This window comes from Arthrobacter sp. GmRoot5-12, assembly GCF_059739365.1.
On the sequence record NZ_AP046056.1, the window covers coordinates 716720 to 736749 of the forward strand.

The 20030-nt window shown below is 64.9% G+C and carries 19 protein-coding genes; 7 read left to right on the top strand and 12 right to left on the bottom strand.

All coding sequences use genetic code 11. The annotated features are described in order from the left end of the window. Positions 1 to 7: 7 nt before the first annotated feature. Entirely contained in the window at positions 8 to 523 is a 516-nt protein-coding gene (locus AC6JAM_RS03255; RefSeq protein ID WP_026265952.1) for a cupin domain-containing protein, read from the bottom strand. 78 nt (positions 524 to 601) lie between these two features. Between AC6JAM_RS03255 and AC6JAM_RS03260 the strand changes: the two genes are divergently transcribed. Further along, positions 602 to 1240 (top strand): TetR/AcrR family transcriptional regulator, encoded by a 639-nt coding sequence (locus AC6JAM_RS03260; RefSeq protein WP_018770455.1) that lies wholly within the window; start codon positions 602 to 604, stop codon positions 1238 to 1240. Positions 1241 to 1318: 78 nt separating this feature from the next. On the opposite strand, the gene AC6JAM_RS03265 is transcribed toward AC6JAM_RS03260, so the two are convergent. Then, entirely contained in the window at positions 1319 to 2572 is a 1254-nt protein-coding gene (locus AC6JAM_RS03265) for a M20 family metallo-hydrolase (RefSeq protein ID WP_497934029.1), read from the bottom strand. Beyond that, positions 2569 to 4263 carry an amidohydrolase gene (locus AC6JAM_RS03270; RefSeq protein WP_497934030.1) on the bottom strand — a complete coding sequence of 565 codons (1695 nt, stop codon included), beginning with the start codon at positions 4261 to 4263 and terminating at the stop codon, positions 2569 to 2571. The genes AC6JAM_RS03265 and AC6JAM_RS03270 overlap by 4 nt, the downstream gene beginning before the upstream one ends. A gap of 157 nt (positions 4264 to 4420) precedes the next feature. Here AC6JAM_RS03270 and AC6JAM_RS03275 point away from each other — a divergent pair, with 157 nt between their 5' ends. The 5 genes from AC6JAM_RS03275 (at position 4421) to AC6JAM_RS03295 (ending at position 10342) form a co-directional block, all read left to right on the top strand. Beyond that, positions 4421 to 5614: a helix-turn-helix domain-containing protein gene (locus AC6JAM_RS03275; RefSeq protein WP_497934031.1), complete on the top strand. Its 1194-nt coding sequence runs from the start codon at positions 4421 to 4423 to the stop codon at positions 5612 to 5614. A 147-nt stretch (positions 5615 to 5761) separates the two neighbouring features. Continuing rightward, a complete protein-coding gene (locus AC6JAM_RS03280; RefSeq protein ID WP_497934032.1) occupies positions 5762 to 7069 on the top strand; it encodes an ISL3 family transposase in 1308 nt (435 codons plus the stop codon). A gap of 173 nt (positions 7070 to 7242) precedes the next feature. Next, a complete protein-coding gene (locus AC6JAM_RS03285) occupies positions 7243 to 8574 on the top strand; it encodes an MFS transporter (protein ID WP_018770459.1) in 1332 nt (443 codons plus the stop codon). Positions 8575 to 8678: 104 nt separating this feature from the next. Further along, on the top strand, positions 8679 to 9971 hold the full coding sequence (locus AC6JAM_RS03290; protein WP_497934033.1) for an ArgE/DapE family deacylase: 1293 nt from the start codon (positions 8679 to 8681) through the stop codon (positions 9969 to 9971). A 68-nt stretch (positions 9972 to 10039) separates the two neighbouring features. After that, entirely contained in the window at positions 10040 to 10342 is a 303-nt protein-coding gene (locus tag AC6JAM_RS03295; protein ID WP_478222208.1) for a YciI-like protein, read from the top strand. Positions 10343 to 10358: 16 nt separating this feature from the next. On the opposite strand, the gene AC6JAM_RS03300 is transcribed toward AC6JAM_RS03295, so the two are convergent. Then, positions 10359 to 10859, bottom strand: coding sequence for an SRPBCC family protein (locus AC6JAM_RS03300; protein WP_497934034.1), 501 nt, complete (start codon positions 10857 to 10859; stop codon positions 10359 to 10361). A gap of 165 nt (positions 10860 to 11024) precedes the next feature. Between AC6JAM_RS03300 and AC6JAM_RS03305 the strand changes: the two genes are divergently transcribed. After that, the gene (locus tag AC6JAM_RS03305; RefSeq protein WP_497934035.1) at positions 11025 to 11600 is read left to right on the top strand and encodes an HNH endonuclease; all 576 of its coding nucleotides are present in this window, start codon (positions 11025 to 11027) and stop codon (positions 11598 to 11600) included. A gap of 17 nt (positions 11601 to 11617) precedes the next feature. Here AC6JAM_RS03305 and AC6JAM_RS03310 read toward each other — a convergent pair whose 3' ends face one another. The 8 genes from AC6JAM_RS03310 to AC6JAM_RS03345 all read right to left on the bottom strand — a co-directional run bounded on the left by AC6JAM_RS03310 (position 11618) and on the right by AC6JAM_RS03345 (position 20028). Then, on the bottom strand, positions 11618 to 12466 hold the full coding sequence (locus tag AC6JAM_RS03310; protein ID WP_497934036.1) for a class I SAM-dependent methyltransferase: 849 nt from the start codon (positions 12464 to 12466) through the stop codon (positions 11618 to 11620). Between the two features lie 38 nt (positions 12467 to 12504). Further along, positions 12505 to 13758 carry a S8 family serine peptidase gene (locus tag AC6JAM_RS03315; RefSeq protein ID WP_497934037.1) on the bottom strand — a complete coding sequence of 418 codons (1254 nt, stop codon included), beginning with the start codon at positions 13756 to 13758 and terminating at the stop codon, positions 12505 to 12507. Positions 13759 to 13949: 191 nt separating this feature from the next. Further along, a complete protein-coding gene (locus tag AC6JAM_RS03320; protein ID WP_497934038.1) occupies positions 13950 to 15188 on the bottom strand; it encodes a beta-propeller fold lactonase family protein in 1239 nt (412 codons plus the stop codon). A gap of 250 nt (positions 15189 to 15438) precedes the next feature. Beyond that, a complete protein-coding gene (locus AC6JAM_RS03325; protein ID WP_497934039.1) occupies positions 15439 to 15759 on the bottom strand; it encodes a putative quinol monooxygenase in 321 nt (106 codons plus the stop codon). A gap of 66 nt (positions 15760 to 15825) precedes the next feature. Next, a complete protein-coding gene (locus AC6JAM_RS03330) occupies positions 15826 to 16998 on the bottom strand; it encodes a levoglucosan dehydrogenase (RefSeq protein ID WP_497934040.1) in 1173 nt (390 codons plus the stop codon). Positions 16999 to 17063: 65 nt separating this feature from the next. Beyond that, positions 17064 to 17885: a sugar phosphate isomerase/epimerase family protein gene (locus tag AC6JAM_RS03335; protein WP_497934041.1), complete on the bottom strand. Its 822-nt coding sequence runs from the start codon at positions 17883 to 17885 to the stop codon at positions 17064 to 17066. Then, positions 17882 to 19036 (bottom strand): Gfo/Idh/MocA family protein, encoded by a 1155-nt coding sequence (locus AC6JAM_RS03340; protein ID WP_497934042.1) that lies wholly within the window; start codon positions 19034 to 19036, stop codon positions 17882 to 17884. The genes AC6JAM_RS03335 and AC6JAM_RS03340 overlap by 4 nt, the downstream gene beginning before the upstream one ends. A gap of 5 nt (positions 19037 to 19041) precedes the next feature. After that, on the bottom strand, positions 19042 to 20028 hold the full coding sequence (locus AC6JAM_RS03345) for an ABC transporter permease (protein WP_495635410.1): 987 nt from the start codon (positions 20026 to 20028) through the stop codon (positions 19042 to 19044). Positions 20029 to 20030: the final 2 nt, after the last annotated feature.

Genomic DNA, 20030 nt, shown 5'->3' on the forward strand with positions numbered 1-20030 from the left:
CTTCCCGTCAGCCCATCGGTGGATTTAGCCCGTACCGGGCGATGATGTCCGGCAGCCATGGCGCCTCGCCGAACTGGAGGCCGTATTCTGCGGCCAGTTTGCCGATGGCTTCAGGGTCCGGCGGTCCACCGGCTTCAAGCTGGTCGGCCAGTCCCCAGAAGAAATGCTCGAACCCGGCCGGGCTGATGACTTCGATCATCCGCGCCGGAACTTTGCCCGCATTCCACATGGTGTGCAGTTCGCCGCGCGGCTTGGTGATGTAGCCCCCGGCGCCCAGCACTGCCTCGCGCTCACCGGACCGGAATCCGATCTCGCCTTCCAGGACGATTGAGTATTCGTCCTCGCGGCTGTGCATATGCACTGGAACCAAGGCCCCCACCGGAAACGGGTGTTCCACGATGGAAATCTGCTCGTTGGTGTGTTCACCGAACAGTTTGAAGACAACCCCGATACTTCCGAGACTGCCCTGGCGTCCCTCCCCAGGCTGCACGACTGTCAGCCGCGGAGCCTCCTCAGCGCCCATGGCATCCATCCCTTTCAATTTCGATATACAGTTGTGTATATCGAAATTGTCAGCCCACGCAGGACCGGTGTCAATACTTTGAGTGAACAGCAGCGTTCAGCCAAAGCACGCAAGTACCAGATGAACAAGCGTGCCGAGCAGGTGGACACCACCCGGCAGCGCATCGTGGACGCGGCGGTGGCGCTCCACGGGTCAGTCGGCCCTGCCCGGACCACCATTGCGGGCATCGCCGAGCAGGCCCAGGTCACCCGGCTGACGGTCTACCGTCATTTCGCCGACGAGGAAGCGCTGTTCTCCGCCTGCTCCTCGCACTGGCTTTCACAACAGCAGCTGCCAGATCCTTCGGCGTGGTGTGAGCACCCGGACCCCCTCCAACGCCTCCATGCCGGACTCACAGACCTGTACCGGTTCTACCGCGACGGCGAGCCAATGCTCAGGAACATCTACGGCGATTGGGCCGCCCTTCCGGAAAAGCACCGCACAGGCCTCCGGGAGCGCGACACGTTCTTCCGTGACCGCCTCCTGGAGGCATTTCCGGAGCCAGGCAGCGCCAGGCTGCGCGCCGTCGTCGCCCACGCGGTGTCCTTCTGGACCTGGCGTTCCCTCTGCCACGAGAACGGGCTCGCAAATGAGGACGCCGTCCACGCCATGACGGACTTGGCTGGGGTGACGGCCGGCCTGCGGCGGGGCGCCGGCGCCCCCGTGCCAGGACAGTAGGGCCACCCAAGCGGGCAAGGCCCTACCGCTCATGCCCCTTAACCTTCCCCGAAACGCCTGGTTCGAAAGGCTACCGGCTCAGTCCTCTTCCAATTCGCCGCAGACAAGCCGCCGCGTAACGTCCGTCAACAGTTCGACGCCGCGCAACGCGTCGTCGTCGCGGGTGTACTCCGCTTCGTTGTGCGAGATGCCTTCGACGCTGGGAACGAAGAGCATGACGGTCGGAACCACATCCTTCATGTTGGTGGAATCGTGCCCGGCGACGGTCATCACGTCCCTGTGGCTGTAGCCCAGGCTCTCTGCGCTTACCCTGCCCAGGGCCGCGCCCTTGGACTGGTAGGACACCACACCCCAGTTGTGCGTCAGGTCCAGGCGGATCTCCGTCCGGGAATCTGCCTCGGCGTCGACAATCCTCTTGCCCAGCCGTTCCATGGCGAGGCCTAGAACGGACTCGTCCGGTGAGCGCAAATCCAGGTTCATCAGGACCTGGCGGGCGATGGTGACCGGTGAGTTCGGCAGGACATACAGCTCGGATACCGATGTGTGCAGCAGCCCGGGCTCGAATTCCGCAGTCAGTTCACGAGCGGCGGCGATGACCAGCGCGGCCCCGAAGAGGGCGTCACGGCGGTCCTCCATGCGGGTGGCGCCAGTGTGTGACTGGGCTCCGTCCACGGTAACCCGGTACTTGCTGGCGGCCCAGGTGCGGTCCACGATCCCCACTTGGGTGGCGGTTTCTTCCAGGTTCCTGCCCTGCTCGATGTGGATCTCGGCATAGCGTGCAACCTCGGCGAGGACCGGGGCGTTTCCTTGCGAAGTGCTGTGTCCGGCGGCCAGGGCTTCCGCCACTGTGATTCCGGCAGGGTCTGCGGTGGCAAGCGCGTCCTCAAGCGGCAGCTTCCCGGTGAAGACAGAGCTTCCCATCATGCTGGGCGCGAAGCGGCTGCCTTCCTCGTTGAACCAGTTCACAACGGCCAGGTTGTAGGTGGGGCGGAGCTTTCCGGCCTGGACTTCCGCAGCGACGCGGGCGCCTGCATGGGCCGCTGCGAGCACGCCATAGGCCCCGTCGTACCGGCCGGCCAGCGGCTGGGAGTCCAGGTGTGAGCCGACCAGCACATAGGGGGCGCCGGAGACCAGGTCCAGGGTGCCGAACTGGTTGCCTGCCCCGTCCACTGATTCGGTATAGCCGTGCTGGGCCAGCCATTGGCTGAACCATGCCCGCGTGGCATGGTCTGCTGCCGTGCCGGCCTGCCGGTCCACGCCTCCCCCGGGCGTGGCGCCGAAGCCAGACATCGTGGCGAAGTCTGCGAGGAACTCGTCGTGTGCGGTGCTCATGGGGTTTCCTTCCCTGTCAATGCTGCCTCAAGGTCTGTGGCGCGGACCGGCGCCGGCAGATTTTCCTCGCCGAAACGGATTTGCCCGCCCACCATGGTGGCGAGCACGCGGGTAGCTGAGATGTTTGAGGGGTCCACGGCGGTGGGGTCCTGGTCCAGGAACACGAGGTCCGCCAGGTACCCCGGTGCCAAGCGGCCCTTGATGTGCCCGGCTCCCGTGGCGGCGGCCGATCCCGTGGTGTAGGCTGCCAGCGCTTCGGCCGCGGTGATCCTTTCGGCCGGGCCGTACACGTCGCCTGAAGGAGTCAGCCGCTCCACGAACGACTGCATGACATCCAGGGGCCGGCCGTTGGAGACGGGGCGGTCTGAACTTCCCGGCAGTGTAACTCCTCGCTTCAGCAGGCTTTTGGCGGGATAGGACCACGAGGTGCGTTTGGGGCCCAGCAGGCGGGCCATACCGTCTCCAAACTCGGTGATGAAGTGCGGCTGCGGGACCAGCACGATGCCGGCCCGGGCTATCCGGTCAAGCTGATCGGGGCGGACCACGCCGCCGTGCTCGATCCGGTTGGGCTGTGCGTTGGAACCGAACCTTTCCTGCGCCTCAGTGATGATGTCAATGGCGTGGTCGATCGCGTGGTCCCCGATGGCATGCATCGCAATCGCCCAGCCCGCCCGGTAGGCGCTGAGCGCCGACTCGCGCAGCTGGTCCGCGTCCATTTGCAGGTAGCCGTGGTTGTGGGTGCAGCCGACATAGTCCTCGGTCATGTAGGCGGTACTGCCAAGGAGCGAACCGTCGCTGAAGATCTTTACCGGTCCCAGGCGCAGCCAATCGTCGCCCAAGCCGGTGCGGATTCCGGCGTCGAGGCTAATGGAGGCCGGGTCATCGGCGTGGCCGGGCACATCGTGGAGGGCATCCATAACCAGCATTGGCTGCATCCTGACGCTCAGCATCCCCTTGTCGCGGGCATTCTGGTACGCGGCGAACTCCCGCGGCGAATAGCCGATCCAGCCGCCGGCGATGCCCGCATCCGTGACGCTGGTAATTCCTTCGGAGAGGTAGTGTGACGTGGCCAGATCCAGTGCGCGTTCAATGGTCTCCAGCGGATACGGCAGCAGGATGTCCTGCACCAAGCGCATGGCGTTTTCCTCCAGCAGCCCCGTCGGCAGGCCATCTTCGCCCATGACGACGGCTCCGCCTTCGATCGGTGCACTGAGATCGGCCTGGGCGGCTACGAGCTCCAGTGCTACGCCGTTGAGCGTGCAGGCGTGGCCGGAGGAGTGTTTGATCCACACTGGACGTCCCCCTGCCGCCGCATCCAACCGGTCCCTGTCCGGTTGCTGGCCGTCGAGCAGCAGCGGGCTGTAACCGGATGCCACAACCCACTCCCCCGGGGCCATTTCGGCGGCGGCCTCGGCGATGATCTGGTACAGCCCGTCCAGATTTGCCGCTGCCCCTGCGTTGGCCTCCATGAGCCCCAGACCGAACCAGACACTGTGCGCGTGGACGTCATTGAACCCAGGGACAATCGTGGTTCCGGCGGCATCAATGGTCCAGAGGGCGTGGCCGCAAAGGCTGGCGTCGGGATCCACATCGAGGATTCTGCCGTCGTGAATGAGCAGGCTTGTCGCGGTGGGGCGGGAGGCATCCTGGGTCAGTATGCGTGCATTGCGAATCAGGAGATCGAAGGGCATGGATCCTCTTTGCTAGGGTCCCCGGGCCTTTCCGAGGAGTTAAGGCCGCGGCCTGAAAGTGCGGCTCCGTCCATTCAACTCTGTGATATCGCTGCCTTCAATGGATATAGAACGCTGTTTCATGGTCAAACTTTAGGCTTTTGCATAAAATGCCTGCATGACAGCAAATGATGGTGACGATGCGCGATCCTACGGTACGACCGCCAGGGAGTTCCGTCCCGGCCGTCCCACCGAGCCGGAATGGACCGAGTTGCTGGAGAGTCTTTGGAAGGATCGATCCCTGCTGGTGGACGACTTCCTGGAGCGTTTTTCCTCCATTTCCTATGGTGAAGCAGTGGTTCCCAAGGAGGACATCTACCGGACCGCAGCGGACACCATGGACATGTTCCTCTATCAGATGGCCGGGTTGGAGCTCCCCCCGGACCTGCAGACGCTTCCCCGCGAGGTGGCCGCCCGGCGCGCCCGCCAGGGCGTTCCCCTCGACGCGTTCCTGGTAGCCATCCGCAATGACTTCCGTGTTCTCTGGAAGGGGCTGGAACGGGTCGCGCGGGACAAGGGGATCGGTGTCCTGGTGGCCAACATGGACCGGGTCCTGGACGCCGTCGAAGGCTACGTGACCAGCATCCAACAGGCCTATGCCGAGGAAGAGGCGCGCCTGGCCCGCAACAAGCAGTTGTACCGCCAGCGCCTGCTTTCCCGGCTTTTCAATGCCGGACCTGGCACCCCACGTGAAGTCCAGGACCTTGCAGCGGCCCTCGAAGTGCGGGCCACCGGGACCTTCGAAGTGCTCGCAGTGACCTTGGACGCCGTATCCCAGGCCCAGCAGCAGTTCGAGTCCGACCACAGCATCTATATGTACGAGAACAGCGGAGTCCTGTATGTCTTCCGGCAGCAGCGGAAGGGGCTGACCTGGCGTCACGAACCGCCGGACTTTCCTGCCGGGTACGTACCGGGAGTGGAGGGACTGGATGCCGTTCCCTCCGCTGCGGCTTCGGCACTTGTGCTGGCACAGCAGAAGCGCCGCGGCACCCGGCTGGCTACGATGGAGGACGCATGGATGGGAATCGCCAGCGGCCTCCTGGAGCAGAAGTTTCCCGGCTTTTCCACCTCCATAAAGAACGCTCTGGACAAGTGCACGCCCGTCGAACGGCAACGCCTGCTGGAGGTGGCACGCAGCTATGGGCGGACCGGATCCATCAAAGAAACGTCGGAGGAGCTGTTCTGCCACCGCAACACCGTAGTGAACCGCCTCCACAGCCTTCACGAGGCGATCGGCCTTGACCTCACAGTGCCGGGCGAGGCCGCGCGGGCACTCATCGCCCTCAGCCGCTACAGCGAGTTCACCGACTAGTTTGTGAAAATGGGCTCTTCAGAATTGAGAGTGTAATCGGCGCTGCCGCGTGAGAAGTCCGGGGCGGGGAGGTTGTTTCGGCTGGGGTGAGGGCCTTGGGAGAGAATCGGATTGTCTAGATCGTGATTTTTCTACCGCAAGGCCCTCGTGTTTAACGCTACCTTCCAAAGCCCTGACCTGACCACATTCTGCCGCCTCGACGGACTCGGACTCGAAGTGACCGGGCAGCATGTCCGCCCGGGCCGCGCCGTCCTTGCCTGCCGTGTTGTTGATCCTGATGACTGGTGCCGGAAGTGCGGGTGCCAGGGCGTTCCCCGTGACACGGTGACCCGTCGGCTGGGCCATGAACCCTTCGGGTGGCGGCCGACCACACTGCTGGTCAGCATCCGCCGCTACCGCTGCGCCGGGTGCGGGCACGTCTGGCGGCAGGATACTTCCAAGGCTGCCGAGCCGCGGGCGAAACTCTCCCGCCGGGGGCTGCGCTGGGCGTTGGAAGGCGTCGTCTGCCAGCACCTCACGGTCGCCCGGATCGCCGAAGGACTCGGCGTCACCTGGAATACCGCGAACAAGGCCGTCCTGGCCGAAGGACGGAGGGTCTTGATCGATGATCCGCACCGCTTCGACGGGGTCAAGGTCATTGGTGTTGATGAGCATGTGTGGCGGCACTCCCGCCGCGGAGACAAGTACGTCACCGTCATCATTGACCTGACCCCAATCCGCGATGGCACGGGCCCGTCCCGCCTGCTGGACATGGTCGAGGGCCGCTCGAAACAAGCCTTCGCGACCTGGCTCCAGGAACGCCCCCAAGAATGGCGGGACGGGGTTGAGGTCGTGGCCATGGACGGGTTCTCCGGGTTCAAGAGCGCCGCGGCCGAGGAACTCCCCGACGCGGTCCCGGTGATGGATCCCTTCCACGTCGTCCGGTTGGCCGGCGATGCCCTTGATTCGTGCCGGCGGCGGGTTCAGCAGCAGACGTGCGGGCACCGCGGACGGGCCGGGGACCCGCTGTATTCGGCTCGCCGGACCATCCACACAGGCGCGGACCTGCTCACCGAGAACCAACGCCAACGCCTGGAAACCCTGTTCACCGCTGATACGCATGTTGAGGTCGAAGCCAGTTGGGGCGCCTACCAGCGCATGGTTGCCGCTTACCGGGAACCAGACCGGGCCAAAGGTCAGCAGATGATGCAAGCCGTGATTGACTCCCTCAGCAGCGGCGTCCCCACCGCGCTGACCGAGCTCCGAACTCTCGGGCGCACCCTCAAACGACGGGCCCAGGACGTGCTGGCATACTTCGAGCGACCCGGCACATCAAACGGCCCAAGTGAAGCGATCAATGGGAGACTCGAACACCTACGAGGATCTGCCCTCGGCTTCCGGAATCTCACCAACTATGTCGCCAGATCGCTGCTGGAATCCGGCGGATTCAGACCGAAACTACACTCTCAATTCTGAAGAGCCTGAAAATGCCTAAGAAAGGGGCCGAAAGTGGGTGGGAATTATCATTGTTTAGGGCGTTATCACTCACCTACTCTCGAATAATCACCGCAGCAGTGCAGGCCATCGCCCTTCGCCCGCCGCGGGACCCGAGATGCAAGAACTCAACCCCGCTCGAAAGGGCCCACGCAGTGACCACCTCAAATTCACTTTCCCCCGCCGCAGGTGCTCCTCCGGTGATCTCCGGCAAGGACGCAGGAAAGATTGCCCGTGCCGCCTTCGTCGGGACCGCGCTGGAGTGGTACGACTACTACCTCTTCGGCACGGCTGCGGCGCTGGTCTTCAACCGGCTGTTCTTCACCAATATGGACCCCACCGCGGCGCTGCTGGCCTCCTTTGCCACGTTCGGCGTCGGCTTCGCAGCCCGTCCGATCGGGGCCATGATCTTTGGCTACATCGGCGACCGTTACGGACGCCGGCCCGCGCTGCTGATGACCATCGTCATGATCGGCGCGGCCACGGCCTTCATCGGCCTGTTGCCCGATTTCGGCAGCATCGGCCTGGCGGCGCCCATCCTGCTCGCCGTCTTGCGGCTGGTCCAGGGCCTGGCTGTCGGCGGTGAATGGGGCGGTGCGGTAACCATGGCCGTCGAGCATGCCCCCGTTGAAAAGCGGGGCCGGTACGCCGCCTTGGTACAGGTCGGTTCGCCGGTGGCTACGCTGCTGGCCTCGGGCGCCTTCTCGCTCGTCCTCTTATTCCCGTCGGAAGCTTTTGACGCCTGGGGCTGGCGGATTCCATTCCTGCTGGCTTTCCCCATGCTCGGCATCGCGCTCTGGATCCGCCTCAAGGTGGAAGAATCCCCCATCTTCAAGGATCTGCTCGCCCAGGGTGAAACGTCCAAGGTTCCGGCGTTCGAGGTCTTCCGCCACGCCTCCGGCCGCTTGCTCGTGGCCGTACTCGCGGCCCTCCTCGGCGTGGGTGGCTTCTACATGATCACCACCTTCGCGGTGAGCTACGGGTCCAACACCCTGAAGGTGGACCGGAACGTCATGGTCAACGCAACACTGGTTGCCGCCGTGGCCCAGATCGGAGTCACGTTCCTCATGGGCCGGCTCGCAGAGAAGATCGGGCCGGGCAAGGTCACCATGTGGGGCGGTATCGTCAGCGCCGTCGCCGCTTTCCCCCTCTTCGCCATGATTGACACGAAATCCCCACTGCTGATTACGCTGGCAATCACCGTCGGGATCATGCTTATAGCGGTGGCGTACGCCGTCAACGGTGCCCTGCTGACCGAGCTGTTCCCGCCGAAGCTGCGCTACTCCGGTGTGGCCCTGGGCTACAACATCGCAGGTGCCACCAGTGGATTCATGCCCTTGCTGGCCACGGCCATGCTGGGCGTCTCCGGCAACCAGTCGTGGGGTGCGGCCCTGATCCTGGCGATCATCTCCCTGCTCACCGCCGTCGGCGGGTTCTTCGGCGAGCGCCTGCGGGTCCAGGACAAGAAGCTTGTCGCCGGCAGCTAGGACCGGCCGCAGACAGTAGCCCAAGCTAACTCTCTTTCGAATGCTCAACCACCAGAACGGGGAGCCGTCCACCGGACGGCTCCCCGTTTCGTTAGGAGACAAAATTGCTCAGTGACGACCAAACACTCCGCATCCTGGACGCCGTCGACGCCGCCTTCGATGCCCAGCTGACCTTCACCCAGGACCTGGTCAAGCACCCGTCGCTGCGCACCCGGGAGGGCAGCGCCCAGGACCTGATGCATGCGGCCATGGCAGGTCGTGGCCTGGAGATGGACCGGTGGGAGCTGGACGCCGATGACCTGTCCGCCCATGAGGGCTACGGGCCCACAACGGTTTCCTATGCGGGCATGACCAACGTGGTGGGCACGTACCGTCCAGCCTCCGAGCAGGGCCGATCCCTTATCCTTAACGGCCACATCGACGTCGTCCCCGAGGGTCCGTCCGAATCCTGGTCCCGCTACCCTTGGGACGCCCCCATCATCGACGGATGGATGTATGGCCGCGGCGCCGGAGACATGAAAGCAGGTCTCGCAGCCAACCTCTTCGCCTTCGACGCCGTCCGCGCGGCGGGGTTCGAGCCCGCCGGCCGCATCCACTTCCAGTCCGTCGTCGAGGAGGAATGCACAGGCAACGGCTCCCTGTCCGCACTGATGCGCGGCTATCGTGCCGACGCCGTCATCATCCCCGAGCCCGAGGAGGACATGCTGGTGCGCGCCAACGTCGGCGTGCTCTGGTTCAGGGTCAGGGTCACCGGGAATCCGACCCATCCCCGTGAGATGGGCACCGGCTTCAACGCCATCGACGCAGCGTATACGGCAATCTCTGCGCTGCGGGAGGCCGAAGAGAAGTGGAATGCGGACCGCGGACAGCACCGCTACTTCGAAGACCTGGAGCACCCCATCAACTTCAACTTCGGCGGCATCCAGGGCGGGGACTGGCCCTCCAGCGTCCCGGCCTGGTGCGAGTTCGACGTGCGCGCGGCAATTTATCCCGGCATCCCCGCGGAGCAGGCATGGGCTGAACTTCAGGAGTGCCTTGCCTCCCTGGGCGGTGGGCCTGCCCCGATCAATGCGGTGGGCGTGAAGACAGGTTTCTTCTCCGAGGGCTATGTGCTGGAGCCCGGGAGTGCAGCGGAGGCCATGCTGGAGCGCACCCATGAGCAGGTGTACGGCAGTGAACTGAAAAGCTTCACCACGCCGGGCTACCTCGACGGCCGGGTCTTCACGCTCTATGCCGATACGCCGGCGCTGGTCTACGGCCCCGTTTCAGAGTCGATCCACGGGTTCGACGAGCGGGTCTCGGTCGAATCCATCCGCCGGATCACCAAGAGCATCGCCCTGTTCATCGCCGGCTGGTGCGGCATCCACGAACAGCCCGGGGTCCATTCGGAGCCCTGAGCAGCGCCAGCCATGGGTACGCTACTTCTACAACGAGCGAAACCACTCAACGAAATGGACGGAACCACATGCACGCCGTGCTCGAATACACCTACGAGGACAACTACCTTCAGACCCGCGAACAATACCGTTCAGACCACCTCAAGGCGGGCTGGGAAGCAGTGGAACGCGGCGAGCTTCTGCTGGGCGGGGCCGTTGGTGACGGACCCTTCACCGGGTTGCTGATCTTCACCGGCGAGAACGCACTCGAGGCGGCAAAGGCCTTTGCAGCCGCCGATCCCTACGTCAAAGCTGGCGTCGTGACGTCCTGGACCGCCCGCCCCTGGACAACGGTGCTGGGAAAAGAGGCGGCCACCCCCGTCCGGCCATGAGTCCTGAAATCCGGTCCTAGGAGCTGACTTCCTCGTGTGACTCGATGGACTCCGCAATCCGCTTGATAGCCGCGAGCGTTGTCGGAATGCCGTCCATGGCCTGCTGGGTGCGGTCGGCGATCTGGGCGTCAGCCACCTCACCGTACTTCTCCTTGAACATGGCTATTCCCTCCGGCAGGAATTCCCACGACTCGCTCAGGACGGTTCCGTCTGCTGCCGGGGTGAGGGTGAAGCCCCAGCGGACGAACCTGCCGCCCACCACCCAGGCGAACTCGCGGCCGCGTTCGGCAGCCACCACCTGCGAGCGGGTCTCCCAGGTCCGGTTCGGAAGCTCGTTACGCCCGGTGAACCAGGCGCCGGGTTGGCCGGCGCTGTCCTGGTCGTCCCACCAGCACGACGTGCAGACCGGGCTCCACTCACCGGTCCGGGTGACATCGGAGACCAGGTCGTAGAGGGTCTCGGCTGATGCCTTGACGGTGACAGATTCCTGGAATTGGCGGATGATGCTCTGATTCATGGGTTCATCCTTACAGACAGTTACTTCTTCCCACGGCGGCTGGCCCTGATTGGGGAAGTTCAGCAAAAACTGGGTAAAACCTGGGACATCGGCTTCCACCCGGCCTATACGATTTCCTGGACGACCGGGATCGGGGGCTTCCGGCGAACAAAACAGGGGGGATCTATGCCGGAACTCAGCCGCATCTATTGGACCCGGCAGGGGCTTCGCCTGGCGTATTCAGCGGTGATGGTTTGGCTCGCTGTCGCGGTGATGTCAGCGCTCATGTCGAAGGCAGCTCCGGCTGCGGGAGCGGGAGCGTCCTCCGCCGCCGGGGTGTTGCGCAGCCTGTTCGACGGCGTCGTCGCCGCAGTCACTGTCCCCGGCGTGGCCGCCGTCGTTCTAGGCATTGCGGCCGCCATCATCACCAGCCGGGACCTACGACGCCGGGATCCCGTGCGGCGCTTCACCCGCCAGCAGCGCCGCGAAGGGATGGCCCGCGCTGGCGGGCTATGCGAGCTGGAAGCCGGGTTTGGGCGTCGCTGCGGCCGGCCGGCCGAGCACGGCGACCACTTTTACCCGTGGTCCAAGGGCGGTTCCACCAGTCTGCAGAACTTCGTGGCAGCCTGCGCCAGGTGCAACCGGGCCAAGCGTGCGCATATTCCGTCTCCGGGCCAGCAGCGGCGGATGGAACGACGACGGCGTGAGTACCTGCCGCCGTCGTCCTCCGTCAGAGTGGGCGAACGGCAGCCGCTGCCCTGAGGCAGTTGGCGTGCGGGCTACGGCCCGCTCTCCGCAGCCTTGGCGAGCGTGAATATGCCATATCGCATCGCACCGGTGCGGTAGGCCAGGATCAGGCGGGGAATGCCCAGGAACGAGTTGCGGTTGCGTGCGCCAAGGGCGAGACGCCGCGTCTCGCCGTCGGTGAGCAACAACTTCACGAGTCGGCCGGCGCAGATCGGCCAGGTCCGGGCGACGCGGCGGCTGACATCCTCATAGCCGGTGACCGTAAAGCCCGCCGCCCTTGCCATCGCCTCGTACTCCTCGCGCGTGCCCATCGAGGGCAGGCGCCCTTCGCGGCAGATCGGCTCCAGCAGGTGGCGGACCTTCCATCCGCTGGCACCGGTCTCGGCGAGCCACGCGCAGATGACGAAGCGGCCGCCGGGTGACAGCACGCGGTGCGCCTCGGCGAAGAACCTGGGTTTATCGACCATGTGCTCGCTCGACTCGATCGCCCACGCCGCACCGGCCGAGGCGTCGGCCAGCCCGTTGGCGAGCCAGTCGCGGACCTGGATGTCCACGTCCGGTACGGGATGCGCAGCGGCGTAGCGGGCCTGCTCAGCGGACAACGTGAAGCCGGTGACCCGGACACCTCGTGTCACTGCGAGCCGCCTCGCTGTGGAGCCGTAACCGCAGCCGATGTCGATGCACGCCTGGCCCGGCATCAGTCCCAGCCGGTCGCCAACTGTTTCGACCAGCGCCTCGACGGCCTCGCCGGGTGTCTCATGGCCGGTTACCCAGAGGCCGTGATGGACATGCTCGCCCCAGACCTGGCGATAGATGGGGTCGAGCTCGTCGTAGTGATCCGCCACCGCCACGGCGTTCTGGGAGATATCGGGGACGATCACGCCACGACCCTACAACGGGCTCCACGCCGCCGGAAGGGTCAACAACCTAGCGCCCCGACCGCTCTGCAGGCGTTAACCCGGCCATGGGCCCAGTCCTTCCCGATGTCGCCAACCGCGTCGGTGGTGGATTCGACCTTGGCGCGGATGTCCGAGGTGGTGCCGCCGGGGTTGGCACTGCGGGCGAGCGCGGCCACCGCGGCGACAACAGGCGAGGACATCGAGGTGCCGCTGCCGATGTCATACCCCTGGGATCGGTTGTACTCCCTGGCAAGGACAAACTTGTGGTTGGGGAAAGTGGAGTAGACGCTGACCCCCGGCGCTGCCACGTCCACCCACGTGCCATAGGTGGAGAATGTCGCCTTCGTGTCGTTGTTGTCGGTTGCGCCCACGGCAATGACGTTGGGGTACGCGGCCGGGTAATTCATGGAGGTGTTCCCACCGTTGCCGGCCGCAGCAACCAGCACCACACCCGCGTTCCAGGCATTATTGACCGCAGTTTCCAGGGTGGTTGACGCGCCGACCGCCAGGCTCATGTTGATGACCTTCGCGCCGTTCTTGACGGCCCAGTTGATGCCGTTCGCCAGGCCTGAGCTTGATCCCATCCCCGTGTCGCTGAGGATTTTCCCGGCCAGGATGCTGCATCCCGGGCACACGCCGGCCACACCCATGCCGTTGTTGGCGGTGGCGGCAACGATTCCGGCGACGTGGGTTCCGTGGCCGTAGTTGTCGTCGTTGCTCCTGGACGTGGTGAAGTTGGTCCGCGCCACGACCTTCGGGTTGATGTCGGGGTTGTCCATCGCGACGCCGGAATCCAGGACAGCCACCCGGATCCCTGTACCTGTGGTGACGGTCCAAGCCTCCACCGCGTCCACGTCGGCGTCAGGTTTGCCCTTGTCTACGGTCACGGTACCGGCGGTGTTCGTGAATAACTGGCCTGTGTTTTGCAGCGCGTACTGGCTGGAGAAGTAGGTGTCGTCCGATGCCGGAGTGACCACATAGTCCGGTTCGGCGTACTCCACGGCGGGGTTCCGGCCCAGCGCTTCGACCAGCTGCAGCTCCTTCCCTGCCGGCACGGTGATCAGGTGCGCGCCGGTGCTGCCGACGTCGGGCCCGTCGGTCAGCCCGTGCGATCTGAGGGCGCCCGCGGCGGCGGCATTGTCGCGGAACTTGACCAGGATCTGCCCTGCAGTGATGGCAGGGTCGGCCGCGGCGTTGCCGGGGACCACACCGCCCAGAAAGGAGCCAATAACCAGGAGAAGGGCGGCGAAGCTCGCCAGCACAAGCTTTTTCATGGGCTTATCTTCCGCGCGCGTGGCCCGGCTGGATAGGGGGAAAGCCCCTTGATATTTTCCCGGCCACCCGGGCTGTGGCCAGCAGGCAGGGCAGGAAGGACGACGGCGGCACTTGCGTATCGCCGTCGTCGTTCCTTCCAGGCCGGGCGTCCGCCAGCCTTACGGCTGTTCGACGACCGTGGCGTGTCCGCTCAGCGGGCCTTCGCCTTGGTCACGGTGATTGTGATGCGGTCCGTAACCGCATGGGGGCTGACACCGTTGGCGGCGGTCACCCTGAACGTGAACTTGCCGGCCTTGGCCGGGGTGCCGGACAGGACACCCGTGGCCGCGTCCAGGCTCAGGCCTGCAGGCAGTGCACCGGAGGACACGTGGAAGGAGGGGGCGGGGGCAGCCGTGGCGGCGAACGTGTAGCTGTAGGCGGTCCGCGTGTTCGCCTTGGTGGGCGGTGTGGCCGCGGTGAACACCGGCGGTGCTGCGTCCACGGTGATGACCGATACCGTGTTGGAAACGGTGTTGACGACGTAGGCGGCCGACCCGTCCGGGGACACGGCGACACCGGTCGGATGGGTCCCGACCGGGATGGTGGAGGTCACCGCGCCGGACGCGACGTCGATGACCGACACCGTGTCGGCACCGGAGTTGGTGACGTAGGCCGCCGACCCGTCCGGGGCGACCGCAACACTGTCCGGGGCAAACCCGACCGGGATGGTGGAGGCCACCGTACCCGACGCAACGTCGATGACCGACACGGAATCGCCCTCGTTGTTGGCGACGTAGGCTTGTGACCCGTCCGGGGTGAACGCAACGCCGGTGGGAGATGACCCGACCGGGATCGTGTAGGTCCACGTGCCCGAGGCGACGTCGATGACTGACACCATGTTGGAGTCCTGCCCGTTGGTGACGTAGGCCGTGGACCCGTCCGGGGCGAACGCCACGGCGTTCGGAAGCGGCCCCACCGGGATTGTGGAGGCCACGGTGCCCGAGGCCACATCAATGACCGACACCGTGCCTGAACCGCTGCCGCCGCTGGTGACATAGGCCATCGCCCCGTCGGGGGCAAACGCAACGGCGAACGGAGCCGCCCCGACCGGGATCGCGGAAGCCACCGTGCCCGACGCGACATCGATGACCGACACCATGTCGGAATCCCCGCTGGTGACGTAAACAATCGACCCGTCCGGGGCCACCGCAACACCCAGCGGAGACGGCCCGACCGGGATCGTGGAAGCCACCGTGCCCGACGCGACATCAATGACCGACACCGTGCCGGCTTCCCAGTTGGTGACGTAGGCTTTCGATCCGTCCGGGGTGAACGCGGCGTCCCTGGGGCTTGAGCCGACCGGAATGGTGGAGGTCACCGTGGCCGCAGCGGTTGCCGGGATACTGCCCGCCAGCATGAGGGCCGCCAGGATCGTCCCGATGAGTGCCACACTCCGGCCGCGAAGGCGGGCAGCGGATGAAGGTGAACCCTGGTATCGCCCGGACCCCGTACTCAGTAGCTGCATCACGCTTCCCCCGTTTCGAGAGCAAATCCTGTCCTGGGGCGTTCGTGCAACCCTGACGAAGATCACCTGCTGAGCCGGAGTCTATAGACCGGGCAACCCCACGGTCACCGTTGGACGGTACCTGTCTTTTGGGCTGCGACTACCTGTTTCGTTGCGCTTGGAGGACCGTTCAGTGTCAGGTAAGCGGGGTGATGGGGGTTACGGAGAACGGTTCGGCCAGCAGTGACTGCACCCCTTTCACGAATTCCTTTACGTGGTCTTCTTCGTTGTGGGCGGCGAGGTCGTCGCGGCGGGCCCATCCCTCAAAAAGGATGAAAGTACCTGGCCTTTGATCATCGGAGAAGACGGTGTATTCCAGGCATCCGGCGTCTTTTCGGCTCGCGGACTGAAGCCCCAGGAGTGCTTCATGAAGCGCGGCTTCGTGCCCTGCTTTTGCGGTGAACACTGGCATTAGCCAGGCTTGCGCTTCTACTTGGCTGACCGTTGTCTGTCCCAATTTTTACCTCCTGGGGTGCTCCTATGCCGGCAGGAGGGGCGGCATGGCCGCCGCCCCTCCCGTTGGTCATGCGTCGATCTGCGGAACCTCGACCCACGCTTCTTTTGCAGCAGACTCGACGATTGCGTCATCGATGACGGCCACCTGGTAGCCGTCGGCGAAGCTCGGGCTGACGCTGCCGCCTTCCGCAATGGCCTTGAAGAAGTCGTGCGCCTCGATGATCTTCGTTTCGCCGTATCCAATGCCGAGGGCAGGGATGGGCCAGAGTCCTTCGCCGTAGGGGTGTGCGGGCCCGGTGTAGACGGTGCGGAATCCCCGCCGGTCACCCGGGTCGGATGCGAAGCAGACCTGCAGTTCATCCCGCCGCTCGTAGTTGAACACGATGCTTCCTTCGGTCCCGTGGATTTCGAAGGTGATGTAGTTGTTCCGTCCGTGGGCATTGCGTGTAGCTTCCACCGAACCCACAGCGCCGTTGGCGAAGCGGATCATGGTCATGACCTCGTCGTCCACATCAACCGGGCCGCGCGGGCCTTCTTCGCCGCGGACGGTGCCCAGCGCGTCGGCGCCGCCGGTTTGCAGCGGCCGCTCGGGGATCCAGGTGGACAGGAGGGCATTGACGGCGCTGAACTCGCCGACCAGGTAGCGCGCCATGTCAATGACGTGCGTTGCGATGTCGCCGAGGGCGCCGGAACCTGCGATGGATTTCTGGAAGCGCCAGGACAGCGGGGAGTTGGGGTCGGCGCTCCAGTCCTGCAGGTAGGTCCCACGGAAGTTGAGAACTTGCCCGATTGCGCCTTCTTCGATGTATTTCTTCGCCAGCGCGACGGCGGGCGTGCGGCGGTAGTTAAAGGCAACCATGTGGACGATGTTCTTGTCCTTGACCGCGTCGTACATAGCCTTGGATTCTTCGCCCGTACGGGCCAGGGGCTTTTCACAGATGATGTGCTTGCCCGCTTCGGCCGCGGCAATGGCAATCTCGGCGTGGAGGTGGTTGGGCGTTGCAATGTCCACCACGTGGATGTCCGGATCGTCGATGATGCTGCGCCAGTCCGAGGTGGAGTTCTCGAACCCGAAGCGGCGGGCCGCCTCCGCCGCGAGATCCGGGGTGGCTTCCGCAATGACTTTGCGGACGGGCAGCGCCGGTGCAGGCCAGAAGAACATGGGCATGGCGGCGTAAGCGAGCGAATGGGCCTTGCCCATGAAGCCGCCTCCGATGAGGCCGACGTTGAGGTTCTGCATGTGAATCTTGTTCCTTCCGGAGGGCGGGGCAGCTGCCGGCTGTGGCAGTCCCCTGCGGTTGAAAATTAGTGAGAGAGGAGCTTGTCGAGGTACTTCTTGCTGAGGACTGCTGCTTCCCGGGGGTCGCCGTCGTAGTTGTCGAGCTCCACCATGAGCCAGCTGTCATACCCGCTTTCCCGGATTGCGGCGATGATGTCCGGGAAGTCCAGCTCGCCCTGCCCCAGGGGGAGGAAGTTGAAGGGGTCCGGCTGGAAGTCTTTGAGGTGGACGTGCCGGATACGGTCCGGGTATTTGCGGATGACGGCGGCTGGGTCCGCGCCGCCGGCAGCAAGATGGGCCGTGTCCGGGCAGAAGCCGATCCGCGTGAGCGGCATCAGCTTCTCCAGCTCGTCCGGGCTCTCGACGATGGTGCTCAGGTGCGGGTGGTAGCTTGCCGACAGCCCGAAGCTTTCTGCGATGTCCGTTACCTGGTCCAGCGCGTCGCCGAGCCGGCGGTAGTCTTCGTCGGTGGTGCCGGCCGCGCGGCGTGCCCCGCCTCCTACGACGAGCCGTTCCGCTCCGAAGTTGGCAGCCAGCTCGGCGGCACGCCGGATCCGGTGCAGCTCGTCGGGAAGTATGTCGGCGTAAATGAAGTTCGCCCCGGTATAGACGCTTGTTAGTTCGACTCCGGCGGTGCCCAGGATTTCCTTGAGTTCTTCGGGCTTCTCCGCGTATTCCACGAGGTTGCCGTCAAACATTTCAACACCCTGGTAGCCGACTGATGCGATGTCCTGGACGGCGTCCCGCATGGACCCATGGGTCATGTAGAAGAGGTCCTTCACGCTCGTCACGCCTTGCGGATGGCCGACCACGCCGCCCCAGGTGATGGAACAGTAACCGAGTTTCATTGCTTCTGCCTTTCAGCTGCCGGGGAAGATCTGGGTGATCCGATGAGGTTGTCTGTGTTGGGAACGTCCACCCACCGCTGCTGGGCAGCCGAGGCTACGACCGCCTCGGTAAGGAGTGCTGCGCGTAGTCCGTCGCGGAAGGTGGGCAGGCCAGCGGGTTCCTGACCGTGGACAGCCGCGTAGACGTCTGCGACGAAGGCGTTGAAGCTGTCCTGGTATCCCTGCGGGTGGCCCGGGGGAAGTTTGGCGTACCGCCGGCCGCCCGGGGTGGTGAGTGTTTGCGGGCCGACAGGGATTTCGGAGCGTGAGTCGATGCGGCCCACGTGCAGGGTGTCCGGCTGTTCCTGGTTGAAGCTGAATGATGCTTCGGTTCCGTCGAAAGAGAACCAGAGGCGGTTTTTCCTGCCGGGACTGACCTGGCTGACCACCAAAGACCCTGTGGCACCCTTGTCCGTCTCGAACAGGAGCGTGGCGCCGTCCTCGGTAGCAACGGAGGACAACTGCCCGCCGGTTTCGCGTTGGTCGTAGGCCCGGCTGGTCTTCGCCACGAGCCTGGTGATTCCGTGCCCGGTGGTGAATTCCATGAGGTCGCACCAGTGGACGCCGATGTCACCGAATGCCCTGGAGGCTCCTCCGATGGTTGAATCCACCCGCCAGTTGGTGGATTCTGCGCCGACCAGCCAATCCTGCAGGTACGAGCCGTGCAGGAGCCACAGGTTGCCCGCGTCGCCGCGTCCGATGCGGTCGCGTGCCTCGCGGACGGCCGGATAAAACCGATACACGAACGGCACACCGGTGACCACGCCGGCCTGGTCCGCGAGGGCTTGCAGCTCCAGGGCATCATCCACGCTGGTGGCCAGGGGCTTCTCGCAAATCACTGCTTTTCCTGCCGCAATGGCCTTGCGTGCCAGGTCGGCGTGGGTGGCGTTTGGTGTGCAGATGTGGATGACATCCACATCTGCTCGTGCGATCAGCGCTTCCGGGGATTCGGCTGCGAAGCGGGCACCGAGCGCGGATGCCGCGGCTTCGGCAGAAGCCTGGGTGCGTCCGGCGACTGCAATGACGTCACCGCCGGCTGCACGTACAGCGTGCGCGTGGACGGAACCCATGAAGCCTGTTCCGATAATTCCGGCGCGTAGTTGGGAAGCCACGGGTGCTACTTCTTCCGGGCCAGGGCGACGGCCAGGATGATGATTGCGCCGCGGACCACCTGCTGCTGGCTGCTGTCCAGGCCGGCCAGGATCAGTCCGTTGTTGATCAGGCCGATCAGAAGGGCGCCAAAGAGCGTTCCGATGATGGAGCCGAATCCGCCGAAGAGGCTGGTACCGCCCAGGATGACGGCGGCGATCGCGGAGAGCTCATCGCCCGATCCCCACTGGAACCGGCCGGACTGGAGGCGGCCGGCGTACAGCATGCCGGCAACGCTGGCCACCATGCCCGAGATGAGGAGCACCTGGAATTTGATGCGCTTGGTGTTGATGCCGGTGAACTCGGCAGCGTTGCGGTTACCGCCCGTTGCGAGGACTTGGCGGCCGAACCTGGTGCGGTTCAGGACGACGGCGCCGATGGCGACGAAGATTGCGCTCCAGACCACCAGGCCGGGCACCGGGCCAAAGTCTCCGGACCCGAACAGCGTGTTGAAGGTGTCGTCCAGGATCGGCTGCGGGGCCGAGGCGGTGATCCACTGCGCCACACCGACGGCGATGCCCAGCATGCCCAGTGTCACCAGGAAGGAAGGGATACCCAGGAGACTGACGAGTGCACCGTTGACGGAGCCCACCACGAGTCCGACGGCGAGGCCCGCGAGGATGCCGGGGACCAGGCCCCATTGTGCCAGGGCCATGGCCGTGCAGACGCTGGAAAGGCCTGCCACGGAGCCCACGCTCAGGTCGATTTCCGCGCACGAGATGACGTACGTCATTCCGACGGCGATGACCGTGATGGTGGCCGTCTGCCGGAAGATGTTGAGGAGGTTCTGCGGGGACAGGAAGCCCTGGTCCCGCAGCAGGACCGCGAAGAAGATGAAGACGACGACGAAGCCGATGTAGATGACGTAGCGCCGCCAGTCCAGCTCTTTCAGCATGGACCCGAAATTGCGGGTTACCGCGGCCTCGCGCGGGGTGATGGTGTTTGCGTTGCTCACTG

Bases quoted from the DNA above. Each gene is read 5' to 3' on its own strand.
- AC6JAM_RS03255 (WP_026265952.1), bottom strand. From the start codon at position 523: ATGGGCGCTGAGGAGGCTCCGCGGCTGACAGTCGTGCAGCCTGGGGAG.
- AC6JAM_RS03265 (WP_497934029.1), bottom strand. From the start codon at position 2,572: ATGAGCACCGCACACGACGAGTTCCTCGCAGACTTCGCCACGATGTCT.
- AC6JAM_RS03270 (WP_497934030.1), bottom strand. From the start codon at position 4,263: ATGCCCTTCGATCTCCTGATTCGCAATGCACGCATACTGACCCAGGAT.
- AC6JAM_RS03275 (WP_497934031.1), top strand. From the start codon at position 4,421: ATGACAGCAAATGATGGTGACGATGCGCGATCCTACGGTACGACCGCC.
- AC6JAM_RS03295 (WP_478222208.1), top strand. From the start codon at position 10,040: ATGCACGCCGTGCTCGAATACACCTACGAGGACAACTACCTTCAGACC.
- AC6JAM_RS03300 (WP_497934034.1), bottom strand. From the start codon at position 10,859: ATGAATCAGAGCATCATCCGCCAATTCCAGGAATCTGTCACCGTCAAG.
- AC6JAM_RS03305 (WP_497934035.1), top strand. From the start codon at position 11,025: ATGCCGGAACTCAGCCGCATCTATTGGACCCGGCAGGGGCTTCGCCTG.
- AC6JAM_RS03315 (WP_497934037.1), bottom strand. From the start codon at position 13,758: ATGAAAAAGCTTGTGCTGGCGAGCTTCGCCGCCCTTCTCCTGGTTATT.
- AC6JAM_RS03330 (WP_497934040.1), bottom strand. From the start codon at position 16,998: ATGCAGAACCTCAACGTCGGCCTCATCGGAGGCGGCTTCATGGGCAAG.
- AC6JAM_RS03335 (WP_497934041.1), bottom strand. From the start codon at position 17,885: ATGAAACTCGGTTACTGTTCCATCACCTGGGGCGGCGTGGTCGGCCAT.